The organism is Acholeplasma laidlawii PG-8A (genome assembly GCF_000018785.1).
Lineage (GTDB): Bacteria > Bacillota_I > Bacilli_A > Acholeplasmatales > Acholeplasmataceae > Acholeplasma > Acholeplasma laidlawii.
On the sequence record NC_010163.1, the window covers coordinates 246,942 to 261,128 of the forward strand.

The 14,187-nt window shown below is 32.1% G+C and carries 13 protein-coding genes, 1 tRNA gene and 1 other annotated feature; of the genes, 13 read left to right on the top strand and 1 reads right to left on the bottom strand.

The annotated features are described in order from the left end of the window. The first annotated feature begins 92 nt into the window (after positions 1-92). The 7 genes from ACL_RS01220 to ACL_RS01250 all read left to right on the top strand — a co-directional run bounded on the left by ACL_RS01220 (position 93) and on the right by ACL_RS01250 (position 7,765). Positions 93-833, top strand: a complete 741-nt coding sequence (locus ACL_RS01220) for a Bax inhibitor-1/YccA family protein (protein ID WP_012242205.1) — start codon at positions 93-95, stop codon at positions 831-833. Continuing rightward, positions 829-1,036 (top strand) — a binding site (T-box leader). Its footprint overlaps the gene before it by 5 nt. A gap of 57 nt (positions 1,037-1,093) precedes the next feature. After that, on the top strand, positions 1,094-2,107 hold the full coding sequence (gene pheS, locus ACL_RS01225) for a phenylalanine--tRNA ligase subunit alpha (RefSeq protein WP_012242206.1): 1,014 nt from the start codon (positions 1,094-1,096) through the stop codon (positions 2,105-2,107). Beyond that, positions 2,107-4,461, top strand: a complete 2,355-nt coding sequence (pheT, locus tag ACL_RS01230; RefSeq protein ID WP_012242207.1) for a phenylalanine--tRNA ligase subunit beta — start codon at positions 2,107-2,109, stop codon at positions 4,459-4,461. The genes pheS and pheT overlap by 1 nt, the downstream gene beginning before the upstream one ends. A gap of 68 nt (positions 4,462-4,529) precedes the next feature. Then, positions 4,530-5,546, top strand: a complete 1,017-nt coding sequence (gene rlmN / locus ACL_RS01235) for a dual-specificity RNA methyltransferase RlmN (protein WP_012242208.1) — start codon at positions 4,530-4,532, stop codon at positions 5,544-5,546. Between the two features lie 16 nt (positions 5,547-5,562). Continuing rightward, a complete protein-coding gene (gene rsgA / locus ACL_RS01240; RefSeq protein ID WP_041633739.1) occupies positions 5,563-6,516 on the top strand; it encodes a ribosome small subunit-dependent GTPase A in 954 nt (317 codons plus the stop codon). A gap of 11 nt (positions 6,517-6,527) precedes the next feature. Then, positions 6,528-7,160, top strand: a complete 633-nt coding sequence (rpe, locus tag ACL_RS01245; RefSeq protein WP_012242210.1) for a ribulose-phosphate 3-epimerase — start codon at positions 6,528-6,530, stop codon at positions 7,158-7,160. Between the two features lie 2 nt (positions 7,161-7,162). After that, positions 7,163-7,765, top strand: coding sequence for a thiamine diphosphokinase (locus ACL_RS01250; RefSeq protein WP_012242211.1), 603 nt, complete (start codon positions 7,163-7,165; stop codon positions 7,763-7,765). Positions 7,766-7,812: 47 nt separating this feature from the next. Here the strand turns inward: ACL_RS01250 and rpmB are convergent, their stop codons facing one another. Then, positions 7,813-8,001, bottom strand: a complete 189-nt coding sequence (gene rpmB, locus ACL_RS01255; RefSeq protein ID WP_012242212.1) for a 50S ribosomal protein L28 — start codon at positions 7,999-8,001, stop codon at positions 7,813-7,815. Between the two features lie 297 nt (positions 8,002-8,298). Between rpmB and ACL_RS01260 the strand changes: the two genes are divergently transcribed. The 6 genes from ACL_RS01260 (at position 8,299) to ACL_RS01285 (ending at position 14,176) form a co-directional block, all read left to right on the top strand. Beyond that, complete coding sequence (locus tag ACL_RS01260) at positions 8,299-9,981, top strand: DAK2 domain-containing protein (protein ID WP_012242213.1); 1,683 nt, start codon at positions 8,299-8,301, stop codon at positions 9,979-9,981. A gap of 126 nt (positions 9,982-10,107) precedes the next feature. Beyond that, a tRNA-Leu gene (locus tag ACL_RS01265) sits at positions 10,108-10,193 on the top strand. A 327-nt stretch (positions 10,194-10,520) separates the two neighbouring features. Next, the gene (locus ACL_RS07505) at positions 10,521-11,312 is read left to right on the top strand and encodes a hypothetical protein (RefSeq protein WP_012242214.1); all 792 of its coding nucleotides are present in this window, start codon (positions 10,521-10,523) and stop codon (positions 11,310-11,312) included. Next, positions 11,222-11,860, top strand: a complete 639-nt coding sequence (locus ACL_RS01275) for a DUF2130 domain-containing protein (protein ID WP_041633742.1) — start codon at positions 11,222-11,224, stop codon at positions 11,858-11,860. The genes ACL_RS07505 and ACL_RS01275 overlap by 91 nt, the downstream gene beginning before the upstream one ends. Positions 11,861-11,994: 134 nt before the next feature. Continuing rightward, the gene (locus ACL_RS01280) at positions 11,995-12,597 is read left to right on the top strand and encodes an outer membrane protein assembly factor BamD (RefSeq protein WP_012242216.1); all 603 of its coding nucleotides are present in this window, start codon (positions 11,995-11,997) and stop codon (positions 12,595-12,597) included. Between the two features lie 16 nt (positions 12,598-12,613). Next, the gene (locus ACL_RS01285) at positions 12,614-14,176 is read left to right on the top strand and encodes a phosphodiester glycosidase family protein (protein WP_012242217.1); all 1,563 of its coding nucleotides are present in this window, start codon (positions 12,614-12,616) and stop codon (positions 14,174-14,176) included. Positions 14,177-14,187 lie beyond the last annotated feature (11 nt).

Consider the following 14,187-nt stretch of genomic DNA (forward strand, 5'->3'; position numbering starts at 1 on the left):
GTATAAAATTACACATATTAAAGACTTATTTATTTAAAATGTTAAAATAAAGTTATAATAATCTTGAAAAATGATGAAGAGGTGAAACGAATATGCGTAGTTCAAATCCAGTATTTACAAACTTGGAAAAACAAGCATTTACTGATAACTTAGAAGTTGCAACAAAATCAGGTATTACATTAAAAACGATTACTCTTGTAGTCATATCCTTAATCACTGGTTTTGCATCTATCTTCTTAGCACAAGTGATGCCAGAAGGTTTATTATTTGGTATTTTAATTAGTTCAGGTATCTTTGCATTCATATCAGTATTACTTGCAATGTTTGTACCTAAACTAGCTGCACCTATGAGTATTTTATATGCAGTACTACAAGGTTTTACATACGGACTTTTAACTTGGGTGTTAGAAATGTACTTCCCAGGTGTTGCTTCCATTGCACTCCTTGGTACAGCACTTGTATTCGGTGTGATGTTCACACTATATAATACAGGTTTATTAAGAGGGTCTAACCTTTTAAGATCTGTTGTATTTGGTGCATTATTAACTGTATTAGTTGGATCTTTAATCGTTGGTATTGTAGGTTTAGTCAATCCTGAATATATTAATGGATTCTTCTCATACGAAGTTACAATAGCAATCAGCTTAATTTTAATCGTTATGGGTGCTTTAATGTTAACTCTTGACTTTGACCGTGCTGATAGTGTTGTAAAAATGGGACTTCCAAAACACTATGAATGGACTGTTTCTTTAGGTTTTATGGTAACATTAATATGGATATATTATAATATCCTAAGATTAGCAGTTACAGTCATGGGTAGAAATAATAATTAAAACGTTGATATAACAGCAGTAAAATATATTCAATTCTTAACAAGCGATAAAGTGGGATAGTGGAAGCCACTTAAGAAACATATATTTGAATTCGGTTATGGAGTGAAGGGGTAAAATCCTTTCCGTAGATCTTACGTTACAAGAAATTAAGTGCCAAGATTTTTCTTGGAACTAAGGTGGTACCGCGATTGATCGTCCTTAGCGTATATTTATACGTCTAAGGACTTTTATTTTAAATTTGATAAGGAGAATTATAGAAAATGAAGGAAAAAATAGATTCGATTGTTAAATCATTAAATGATAAAATCCATCCGGATTTAACATTAAATGATTTAGAAGCATTAAGAGTTGAGTATCTAGGAAAAAATGGTATTTTAACATCTCAAATGTCTCTAATTAGAACTTTACCAAATGAAGAAAAACCTAAGTTTGGTCAATGGATCAATGATGCAAAGGTTGCAATAGAACAAGTAATTAGTGATCAAAAAAACATATTACTTACAATAGCAATGAATGAACAATTAAAAAAAGAAACACTTGATGTTACAATGCCAGGGTTAAACTTTAAAAAAGGTAGCTTACACCCATTAACATTAGTGACTCAAGATTTAGAAGATTACTTTATTGGTTTAGGCTATAAAGTTGCTGAAGGTCCAGAACTAGAGTTAGATAAATATAACTTTGAAATGATGAATCTAGCAAGTGATCACCCTGCTAGAGAAATGCATGATTCTTTTTATGTAACTCAAAATACATTACTAAGAACACATACATCTCCAATTCAAGCACGCTATATGGAAAAATCAAAGGGGCAACCAATCGCAATTATTGCTCCAGGTAAAACCTATAGAAGAGATCCAGATGATCGTACGCACTCACACCAATTTATGCAATGTGAAGGTTTAGTCATTGATAAGGATGTGACATTTGCACACCTTAAAGAAACGCTACTTGGTATGGCACGTCATATCTTTGGTGAAGAAAGAACGATTCGTTTAAGACCATCTTACTTCCCATTTACTGAACCATCTGTTGAAGTCGATGTATCTTATGTGGACAGTGATGGTAAAACAGAGTGGATCGAAGTTTTAGGTGCTGGTATGGTACACCCAAATGTGTTAACTATGGGTGGATATGATCCTAAAGTATACCGTGGGTTTGCTTTTGGGATTGGACTTGAACGTATTGCCATCTTAAAATATAAAATCGATGACATTCGTCAATTTTATACTAATGATCTACGCTTCTTAAATCAATTTAAAGGAGTCTTATAATGTTTATATTAGATAATATATTAAAACAATTTATTGAAGTACCAAATGATTTATATGAAAAGACCAATCAACAAATCATCGAAGTCGATGATTATTTAGCATTAAATTCATCGACTAAACTTGTAGTAGGTTATGTTGAGACATGTGTTAAACACCCAAATGCCGATACTTTAAGCAAAACTACAGTTAATATTGGTAGTGAAGTTTTAGACATCGTTTGTGGGGCACCAAACGTGCGCAGCGGGCAATATGTTATTGTTGCTCAAGTAGGTTCTGTATTACCAGGTAATTTTGAAATTAAAGCAGCAGTCGTTCGTGGTGAAACATCAAACGGTATGATCTGTTCATTAAAAGAATTAGGATTTGATGAAAAACACGTACCAGCTCAATATAAAGATGGCATCTACAATTTTAGCCAAAAGGTAACACCTGGTGAGGATGCACTTAAAGCACTTGGTCTTGATGGAATGAAACTACTTTTAGGATTAACACCTAATAGAGGGGATTTATTATCTCACTTAGGGTTTGCTTATGATTTAGCTTCAATGACTAATAAAAAGGTACATATTCCAAAACCAACATTTAAAGAAGCAGCACATAAACATGATGTTCAAGTCGTACTCGACACAAATAACTGTTTAACATATGATTTAAGAGTTATGGATGTTGTGATTAAAGAAAGTCCATGGTGGTTAAAAAACGCACTAATTCAAAGCGATATTCGTCCGATTAATAACGTTGTAGATATTACAAACTACATCTTAATTACTTACGGTACACCACTTCATGCATTTGATGCAAACAAAGTGAATTCAAATACAATTTTAGTACGTCAAGCGCATCAAGGTGAAGAAGTTGTTACATTAGATGAAGTTTCACGTGTATTAGAACCGTCAGACATCGTCATTACAGATGGTAAAAAACCAATCGCACTTGGTGGTGTGATGGGCTTATTAGAATCTGGTATTGATGATCATACAACAAAAATCATGCTTGAAGCAGCACAGTTTAATCCAAGTGTGATTGCTAAAACATCTAAACGTTTAGATTTAAGAAGTGATTCATCACTACGCTTTGAACGTGGTATTGATCAAAAAAGAGTACGTATTGGTTTAGAAGCGGCTACTCAACTACTTGTTGAGTTAGCAGATGCTAAAGTGTATTCAGGTATTTCATCAAAAACAAATGTAAAAGAAGAAAACCCTTGGGTTGAACTATCCTTAGAAAACGTAAATGGTTTATTAGGTACTAAGTTAAATGATAATGAATTACATGATATACTTGCTCAGTTAAACTATGAAACAAAAATAGATAACAAAACATTATTAGTTCAAGCACCTGGTTATAGAAAAGATATCTTAATTGAAGCAGATGTTATTGAAGAAGTCTTACGTGTTTATGGGTATCACCATATTGAAGGTAAGAAACTTCAACCAAACTTATTAGGTGAACTATCTTATAGTCAAAAAATGAATAGGGCACTTAAACAAACATTAGTGGGTTTAGGCTTAAATGAAGTGATTAACTATAGTTTAGTATCAGAATCAGATATTGAGTCATTTGCTAAAGTTGGCGAATCAGTAAGTATTTTAATGCCTCTAAGTGATGACCGTAAGATTTTACGTCAATCCTTAATACCAGGGTTACTAAAGAACTTAAACTATCATTTATCAAGACAAATGTCACACATTACACTATTTGAAATGGGTCACGTCTTTGCAAAAGATGTCGAAAAAAATCATTTAGCAGTATTAATCAATGGTAATTTACTAGATTCTAACTACTTAAAACGTGATATTAAATCAGACTTCTATACATTAAAAGGTATCTTAGAACACATTGGTGTGACACTAAATGTCTCATTTGATGTGAAACAATCTTCTAATGTAGCTGCCCTACACCCTGGTATCCAAGGCGATGTTTATGTAGGGGATTTACTTGTTGGGGTCATTGGTAAAACACACCCATTAACTGATGAAGCTTATGATATTAAAGATGCTTATGTATTAGAATTAGACTTATCTCAACTAATTACAACAAAAGCACCAATGATTTTTGAAAGTATTTCTAAGTATCCATCCATCCAAAGAGATATCTCATTTGTAGTATCTAAAGACTATCCAATTAGTGATATTTTAGGTATTATTAAACAAACAGCTAGAAAACTATTAACCAACATTGAAGTGTTTGATGTGTATAGTGGATCAAATATTGAAGAAGGATATCACTCACTAGCAATCTCAATGACATTTAATAATAAAGAAAAAACATTAGAAAAATTAGATGTAGAAAAAGCACTCAAATCCATTCAAAACAGATTAGAATTCAATTTTAAAGCAGTATTTAGAGCATAACTTGATTTCTATTTCACCATATGAAAAATTATCAAAATCTTGTATAATAACAAGTGAGGAATAATATTATGCTAATTTATGATTTAACATACGAAGAATTAGAAGAATTCATCGTAGAAAACGGCTATAAGAAATTTAGAGCCGATCAAATTTGGAACTGGCTCTATAAACAAAAAATAGAGGCGTTCAGTGAAATGAATAACATCCCAGAGGACATCATTAAATTATTGAATGATAATTATACCTTTGCAGGACTTGAAACAGTGATCAAAAATACCAGTGCAGATGGTACAATTAAGTTTTTATTTGACTTAAAAGATGCGAATCTAATTGAAACGGTATTAATGAGTCATAACTATGGCATGAGTGCCTGTGTGACTACTCAAGTAGGATGTAACATTGGATGTAGTTTTTGTGCATCTGGTGTATTAAAGAAAAAAAGAGACTTAACAGCAGGTGAAATTGTTGCACAAATCATTCGTGCAGAAAAAGAATCTGGTGTGAGAGTGTCTAGTATTGTTATTATGGGTATTGGTGAACCATTTGATAACTATAAGAACTTTGTTAAATTTATTAGCATTGTAAATCACCCTAAAGGACTAGCAATTGGTGCAAGACATATTACAGTGTCTACATCTGGTTTAGTACCTAAGATTAAAGAATTTGCTCATTTAGGTATTCAAGTAAACTTAGCGGTTTCGCTACATGCACCGAATAATGAAATTAGATCTAAATTAATGAAAATCAATGATAGATTCAAAGTTGAAGAAGTCGTAGATGCAATCAAATACTATATTCATGTTACTAACAGAAGAGTTACAATTGAATATATTATGATTCAAGATTTAAATGATAGTGTAGAAACTGCAGTAGAATTAGCTAAACTCTTAAAGGGTATGAATGTCTATGTGAATTTAATTCCATATAACACCGTTAAAGAAGCAGATTATCAAAGATCAAGTCTTGAGAATCGTTTAGCATTCCACAAGACTTTAAAAGAACATAAAATCACTGCAATTTTAAGAAAAGAACAAGGTCATGACATTAATGCTGCTTGTGGCCAATTAAGAAGTCAAAATCTATAAGGAGATACTTACATTTTTGAATAAAGCACGTGTAATTAAATTAATCGGAGGCTTATATAGCTTTAAAGACCTTAAGACGCAAACAGTGTATGAAGGTTATGCAAAGGGTAAATTTAGAAAGGTGAGAGTGGATAAAGACTCAAGCTTTAATAAGAACATCACAAAAAGCACTAAAAAAGATGTCAAAGACATCGTTTTAAGTCCTAAAGTTGGTGACATTATCCATTATAGTTTTGAATCTGATCAGTACATGATTACTGAAGTGCTTGAAAGAAAAAATGAACTTATTAGACCAGATGTTGCAAACATTGATCAAGTATTATTGGTCTTTTCGGCCATGAGACCGGATTTTAGTTTTAATTTATTGGATAAATTTCTAGTGATATTAAAACATCATGAATTAACACCTGTTATTGTGGTATCTAAAGTAGACTTAATGACGGATGAAAATTTAAAATCTCTTAAAGAAGATTTAAAATTTTATGAACCATTTTACGATATACATTATGTTAATAGTAAAGCACGCATTGGTATTGATACATTAGATGGTATATTTGAAGATAAAATCACGATTTTAGCAGGTCAAACAGGCGCAGGCAAGTCAACACTTTTAAATGCACTTAGACCTGAACTAGAATTAAAAACTCAAGAAATATCAGATGCTCTTGGTCGTGGAAAGCACACAACCAGACATTCTGAACTCTACGAGTTTGGTGGTGGGTATATTTGTGATACACCAGGATTTAGTAAAGTAGACTTTGAATTTCATGATTATACGACACTAAAAGACTACTTTGTAGACTTTGCTAAGTATAGTGATCAGTGTAAGTTTGGTCATAGTTGTTTACATATCAACGAGCCTAATTGCATGGTTAAAGAAAAAATCAAATCAAAAGAAATATTACAATCAAGGTATGATAGTTACTTAAATTTCGTAGAAATATTAAAAAATAGAAAAGAAAAGTATTAGGAGGGGACAAAATGAAAGTTGCACCGTCGATATTGACAGCAAATTTTATACGCTTGGAAGACGAGCTTAAATCCATCGAGGAAGGTTCGGATTATATTCATGTGGACGTTATGGATGGCCACTTTGTACCAAACATTAGTTTTGGACCAGCGATAGTTTCGCAAATTGGTGAACTCACTAAACTACCAATGGATATTCATCTTATGGTAGAGCACCCATTAGATTGGATTGATAAAGTAATCTTTCCAACTACAGAATTTATTACAATCCATGCGGAATGTAACAGATTTAAAGAAAGTATTCGCAGAATTCTTTATTTAGGTAAAAAAGCTGGTTTAGCAATTAAACCAAGCACAGATGTAGATTTTATTAAACCATACTTAAGTCAACTAGACCTTGTATTAGTCATGGGTGTTGAACCTGGATATGGTGGACAATTATTCATCCAAAATCAATTGAAAAAAATCGAAGAACTTGCACAACTTAAAGAAGAAAACGGATATCACTACGAAATTCAAGTAGATGGTGGTATTAACGTTTCTACAGCAAAACAAGTCAAAGATGCAGGAGCAACCATAGTTGTTGCAGGTACATTTATCTTTAATTACGAAGATCGTAAAGAAAGAATCGAATCACTTAAATAGTCATGAACGTCTATTTGATCGTACATCCTGTACCAAATAACTTAAAACAAATCATTAAAAAGCCCGCTTATGTGATCGCAGTCGATCAAGGGCTTTTTGATGCTTATAAACAGGGTGTATTTGTTGATTTAGCAATAGGAGACTTTGATTCCTTAAGTGATATCAGTCTACTCGACAAAGTCTCTTATAAACGCTTAAATCCGGTTAAAGACATAACAGACACTGAAGCAGCGCTCCAATATGCATTAAGTTTAAATCCGGCGCACACCTATATATTAGGTGGTATTGGTGGATCTAGACTAGAACATAGTTATGCAAATCTTTTATTGTTATTTGATTATGATGATGTAAGTATCATAACAAGTGAATCAAGCGTTGTTAAATATCGTGAAGGTATCCATCATACTAAATTTACCGGGTTTATTAATATTTTCAGTCAAAATCAGGCGATTATTACGTTAAACGGTTTTAAGTATGAACTAGATAGCTATAAGTTAAAAAAGTTTGATAGATTGGGTATCTCAAATGAACTTGAAAGCAGTGAAGGCACTATCAAAGTACACAGTGGATCTATTCTTGTAGTATATACGAAAAAAGAACAATAAAAAAAGGCATCTAAATGCCTTAGTTTATCTACAATATGTGGTTTGAATTAAACGCGCTCTAACTCTAATTTCTTTAAAGCTTTCGCTGAAATTTTAACTCTTTTGACATTTCCATTTTCATCTTTGATACGGACAGTCTGTAAGTTAGCCTTCCATGTACGACGGCTTGCGTTTAACGCATGACTGCGTTTATTACCAAATGATGTAGTTTTACCAGTTACATAGCACTTTGCCATAGTATCACTCCTTTTATTGCCTTATTAAGTTTAACATATTAAATTATAAAAAGCAATAAAAAACTTGATAAAATAAATAATGAAAAATTTCATACTATTTACACATTTAACGCAAAAAGCTTGAACTTATAAAATATGATATAATATATAGGTAAATCGTATGTATTAGATTATGATTGCTTTTTAAAAAAAGTATGATATACTAAATAACGTTCAAGACTGGTTTCTTACCATCTAGAAGAAAATAAAACTTAATCAATCATTCATCGAAACATTTTGGTGAATCGGAGGAAAATTATGTCTAATAAGAAAATTAGCGGTGACCTGTTTAAAAAAATGGTTACTAATGGTGCAATCCACTTAAAAAATAACCACAAAGAAGTAGACCACCTTAATGTGTTTCCGGTACCAGATGGTGACACGGGAACAAATATGCAAATGACAATGATGGCGGGTGTTAAAGAAGTATCCCAAGATCAGTCAAATTCTATCGTTGATGTATCAAAAATATTATCTAGAGGATTATTAATGGGCGCTAGAGGTAACTCTGGTGTTATCCTATCACAATTCTTTAGAGGACTCTATTCTGAAATTTCTAAAATCAATAATGGCTCACTAACAATTAAAGAATTTATTCAAGCACTTGTTGGTGGTTACCAAATGGCATATCGTGCTGTTATGGATCCTGTTGAAGGAACCATTTTAACTGTGGTTAGAGAATCAGCGGAAAGAGTTTTAAAAGATCAAAAAAAATATACATCAATCGAAGACGTTTTAAAAGCTTACTTAATGCAAGCTAAAGAAACACTTATCAAAACACCGGAATTACTTCCTGTATTAAAAGAAGCTGGTGTAGTTGATAGTGGTGGTGCTGGTTTCATTAAGATTATTGAAGGTATGTTAATGGCACTTGAAGGAGAAATCCTAAGTGAATTAGATGCTATTCAATCAATGCCTCAAGCAAACCTTGATTATGTGGGTGCACATAACCTTGGTGAAGTGGATATCAAGTTTGGTTATTGTACAGAGTTTATCGTTCAATTATTTGATTGGGAAAACTTTGATATTAACAGCGTTAGAAATCCACTAGAACAAATGGGTGATTCATTAGTTGTAGTAACTGACGAAGATTTACTAAAAGTTCACGTTCATACTAACCAACCAGGTGTTGCATTAACTCTTGCTCAAAAATTTGGTGAATTGAAAACGATCAAAGTAGATAACATGCGTACACAACATGGTAACATTACAGGTCAAGACCATTCAGGTCATGATCATTCACAAGCTGTACCTGAACTAGCACCGGTGAAAAAACCACGATCTAAATATGGTTTAATTGCTGTTGGTCAAGGTGAAGGCGTAAAAACTGCATTTAAAGAATTAGGCGTAGATATGATTATTGATGGTGGTCAAACAATGAACCCACCTACAGAAGATTTCATTAAAGCAATTGAAGCTGTTAATGCTGATAATGTCATTATTTTACCTAATAACTCAAATATTATATTAACGGCTGAACAAGCTGCAAGTTTAACTGAAAACCAAAATGTATCTGTATTAAAAACTAAAACTGTAGCTCAAGGTTACTCAGCAATGATATCATTTGACCCAACTGCAACCATCGAAGAAAACACTGATGTGATGATGGATGTTGTCAATGAAATGAAATCCGGTGAAGTGACATATGCAGTTAGGGATACTGAAATGCATGGCGTTCAAGTTAAAAATGGAGATTACATCGGTATTTCTAAATCTAAGATCATCGTATCTTGTAAAGATAGATATGAAGCAGTAACAAGTTTATTAGAATCAATGATTACTGAAGATTCAGAAATAGCAACACTGTTCATTGGTAACGGCGTTAGTGAAGATGAAGTTGAAAAGGTAGTTGAGTTTGTTGCATCTATTAATGAAGACTGTGAAGTCGAAACAATTAATGGTAAACAAGATGTATACTCATACATCATTGCAGTAGAATAATTATTAATCTATAAATTAAATATAATGGAAGCAATTTAAACCAAAGTGAAAACTTTAGTGTTGCTTCCATTATTTTTATCATGATATTGATTTTCTTATCTTAAAATGATAATATTTATAAGGTATGCTCGGGTGGTGAAACGGTATACACGCTACCTTGAGGTGGTAGTGGGAGAAATCCTGTGAGGGTTCAAATCCCTTCCCGAGCACCATAAAATTATAGATGGGTCTAATACATTTGTTGTATGGACCTTTTTTATTAGGCTTTCCGTAAAAATGAGTAAACGTCAATTACTAATGATTTAGATAATAAGTACCTTAGGGTTGCTTGCAGAGCAATCAGCTCAAATGGTGGCGTACTAGATAATGAAGTAATGAATGAAAAGGGTAAAATAGTTCAAAGATATTGGATAAACCTTTCTTAAATATTGGTAGGGTTAGAAGTTATATGAGTGACTACTTATATTTAAGGTTTTATTCTAAATATATAAGTATGGTAAAATGGTTTTAATAGGTTAATTATTTTAAAGGGGGTACACATGTCAAAGTTAAAGGTTAGAATCGTAGATCCACATACGCTCATGCTTGAAGAAACTGGTCAAGTTGGAGACACGATAGACTTAAAATCTCTTCATTCTGTGGATGAAACTTTCATCATGGAACGTATTAAATCTCAACAAGATGAAACTTATAATCGCTTACTACAAGGTGTTATCAAAGAAAACCACTCACAAATTCAATTAAAACTTAATGAACAATTAAGAAACTTTGAACTAGAAAAAAATAAACTGATACAGGATAAACGAGACTTGGAAGGTAGATTGTCTTCTCAAGTCGAGTTAAGTAAAAAGAATGAACAAATTCTTACAAATGCTCTTAAATCAGAATTTGAATTAGAACGTCAAAGATTGAATAATGAAATTCAAACAATTGAACTTAAAATTAAGCAAAATTTGGAAAATACCTATAAAGACCAAATAAATCAAAAAGTTACTTTAATTCAATCTCTACAGGCTGAGAAAGAAAAAATGATTATAGAACATCAGCTACAATTAAACCAAAAACTAGCAAAATTAAATGATGATATTTCTATAAAAGAAAAAGAAATTGAAGCATTAAAGAGAGAAAGAAGTTCAAGAAATATTAAAACTATAGGTGAGAATCTAGAAATCTGGTGGATGAGCAGTTCAAAAATGTGTCTCTTTATGGATTTAAAACCTCTACATTTACTAAAGATAACTTGGTCATCAAAACAGAAGGTGATTCTAAAGGTACAAAAGGTGACTACATTTTTAAAGTATTTAACAATGAGTCCCATGATATCTTATTAACAAGTGCCATGATAGAAATGAAGAGTGAAGCACTAGAATCTGAAAACAAAAAGAAAAACTCAGATCACTATAAGAAATTAGATGATGACAGAAATAAGAAAAAGCTAGAATATGCAATCTTAGTAAGTGAGCTAGAGTATAATTATGAATCAGATGCTCCTATATTTTCTGTACCAGGTTATGAAAAAATGTATGTTGTTAGACCTCATTTTTTCATCACCTTATTAGGTATTTTAGAATCTATCGGTATGAAGTATGCCGACATTATAACAAACAAAGAAATCCAAAAAATAGAGTTCCAAGAATCAGAAAAAATTCTTCAGGATTTTGAAAAGTTCAAAGAAGACATTATTGGAAACTCTATTAGACATATAACAACACAACTAGAGAACATAAAAACTAAAACAAATACCATTATTTCCAGTGTAGAAGCTATACAAGAAAGTGTTCGTGTTATTTTAGATTCCCACTTAAATACAGTGAGAAGTAAAATTGAAAATTATTCTATTAGACGTGTCGTTAAACATATTGATAAAATACAAGATTAATCATTTAAACCAGCCTAGTTTATTTTAAATTGGGCTGTTTTCTTTAAATATTCATCTATTCAAAATTTTTTTCATACAAAATTAAGTAGAATATAGTTGAAAGCGTTTTTATTACATAAAAGAGAGGGATTAAAATGAAGAAAATATTATTAATGATATTACTTTCATTTACACTGGTACTTGTAGCATGTACTGGTGATAACGAAGGTGATAAGGATAATGAGCCAACAGCTCAAGAAATTTTTGATCGAAAATTCGAGTTTTTAGAAGCGAATAACTATGATCTAGAAATTAAAATTAGAGATCATCAAACACTATTAGATACAGTGGTTCAAATGTCTTTTGATGGTACTAAAATCAGATATGTAGATGCAGATTATATAGCATATTATGATAACTCTGGTGCTAAATCAAAGATGTATGTGAAACAAGGCGATGAATATGTTGTAAGTGAATCAAATTTCAAATCTTCAAGTTTATTATATTATGGATTTGAATTTGACCAGTTTGATGCTAATGGGGATACGATGTTTATTATGAAGTCTGACCAATACAGTACACTTGATTCATTTATTGGATTAGAAGATGGTGTGACAAGTATTTCTAGTCTTCAAGTTAGAGTGGATGAAAATCATTTAACACAAGTAATATTTGATATCACAGTCGGTGAAACTGTATATTTAGTGACATTAACTATCTCAAATATCGGACAAGTTTCACTTGTCTTACCGGCATAAGTAGGGGGCTAACTATATGAAAAAAATATTAATCACAATATTTGTATCTATCATGCTTATTTTATCTTTTACACCAAGTACTCAAGCTCAAGAACTTTTCAGATTTGAGCACCAACTTAGTGAAAGAAGATATGTAGATGGTATCGAACACATTAAACGTGTAGGTACGATGACTTATGGTGAAGAAGTCACTTCACAACATTATAACTATTTAGGGGTTAACGTTAAAACAACTGATTATAATATCATAGCTAGTGATAACTATAGACCTTATGAATGGGGTATGTCTAATTTAGTTGCACATATTGAAACTGCTAAACAAAGATTTCCTCATCTAGATTTTGTTGGTGGTGTTAATGGTGACTTTTATGATATCAATAATACCGGCCGTGCATCTAATACACATATTGTAAATTTTGAAGTTAAGCACCGTGGACCAACGAATGGACGAAATGCAGTAGGGTTTACAGATGATGGCGATATGGTTTATGGCACCCCATCATTTTTAGGGCAACATTTAAACATATTAAATGAATATAAAGAACTTAAGATGAGATTAAAGATTGATCGTATCAATCAATTACCTCAAAATGATTTAGAAATCGCTATTTTCCACCAAAACTATGCATCAGAAATTCCTGCTGATTTTCATAAAGTGATCATTAACGCTAGTGATTTAAAATCAGATGCAAGTGGTAACATCAACTATTCTAAAGGGGTCTTAGATTCAAAAACAACTGATGCTCATACAATGGAAGAAAAGACTTTTGTTTTAGTGGGTAAGGCATTCCAAGATGATAACTTAATTACCAGTTCAGATACCATCTTAGTTCAAGAACTATTAGGAAATGGTTTTGAAAATGTTAGAAACGCTATTGGAACCGGCCAATTACTCGTTAAAGATGGTGCTGTACAACATGCAGCATTTAAGAGTTTACCAAGTAATAATATGGCACACTTTAGACACCCTAGAACAGCTATCGGCCAAAAAGCCGATGGTACAGTATTCTTTATTGTAGTTGATGGTAGAGATGCTTTATCAGGTAAATACGGTGTTAAATATAGCGAATTAGGTGAACTCATGAAAATGCATGGTGCTGTCACTGCCTTTAACTTAGATGGTGGTGGTTCATCAACCATGTTACTAAGAAATAGTGAAACAGGTGAGTATGAGGGATTAAACACATTCTCTGATGGTCATATGCGTTCAATTTCAAACGGTTTACTATTTGCAAGAGGAGACCTTGAACCTGTATTTGTAGAAATACCTTACCCAGATACAAGAACTCCATTTGAAGCACCAACTGGATTATTTATAGATTCTGAAGGTGTATTCCACTTTACTGGTAATAGTGAACATATGGAATATGTGTTAAAAATCAATGGTAGAGAACAATATTTAACAAAAGAAACAATTTCTTTACTACTTGCACCTGGGCAACATGAAATTCAAGTTCGTGTTAAAGGTAATGCTGAATATTCTACCTCACCATTTAGTGAATCTTACACATACAATGTACACAAAAATGATGTAAAAATCATTCTTGATCTCATTAGAAACATTGCTCAAGGTAATTAATATTAGGCATA

Bases quoted from the DNA above. Each gene is read 5' to 3' on its own strand.
- ACL_RS01220 (WP_012242205.1), top strand. From the start codon at position 93: ATGCGTAGTTCAAATCCAGTATTTACAAACTTGGAAAAACAAGCATTT.
- pheS (WP_012242206.1), top strand. From the start codon at position 1,094: ATGAAGGAAAAAATAGATTCGATTGTTAAATCATTAAATGATAAAATC.
- pheT (WP_012242207.1), top strand. From the start codon at position 2,107: ATGTTTATATTAGATAATATATTAAAACAATTTATTGAAGTACCAAAT.
- rlmN (WP_012242208.1), top strand. From the start codon at position 4,530: ATGCTAATTTATGATTTAACATACGAAGAATTAGAAGAATTCATCGTA.
- rpe (WP_012242210.1), top strand. From the start codon at position 6,528: ATGAAAGTTGCACCGTCGATATTGACAGCAAATTTTATACGCTTGGAA.
- ACL_RS01250 (WP_012242211.1), top strand. From the start codon at position 7,163: ATGAACGTCTATTTGATCGTACATCCTGTACCAAATAACTTAAAACAA.
- rpmB (WP_012242212.1), bottom strand. From the start codon at position 8,001: ATGGCAAAGTGCTATGTAACTGGTAAAACTACATCATTTGGTAATAAA.
- ACL_RS01260 (WP_012242213.1), top strand. From the start codon at position 8,299: ATGTCTAATAAGAAAATTAGCGGTGACCTGTTTAAAAAAATGGTTACT.
- ACL_RS07505 (WP_012242214.1), top strand. From the start codon at position 10,521: ATGTCAAAGTTAAAGGTTAGAATCGTAGATCCACATACGCTCATGCTT.
- ACL_RS01280 (WP_012242216.1), top strand. From the start codon at position 11,995: ATGAAGAAAATATTATTAATGATATTACTTTCATTTACACTGGTACTT.
- ACL_RS01285 (WP_012242217.1), top strand. From the start codon at position 12,614: ATGAAAAAAATATTAATCACAATATTTGTATCTATCATGCTTATTTTA.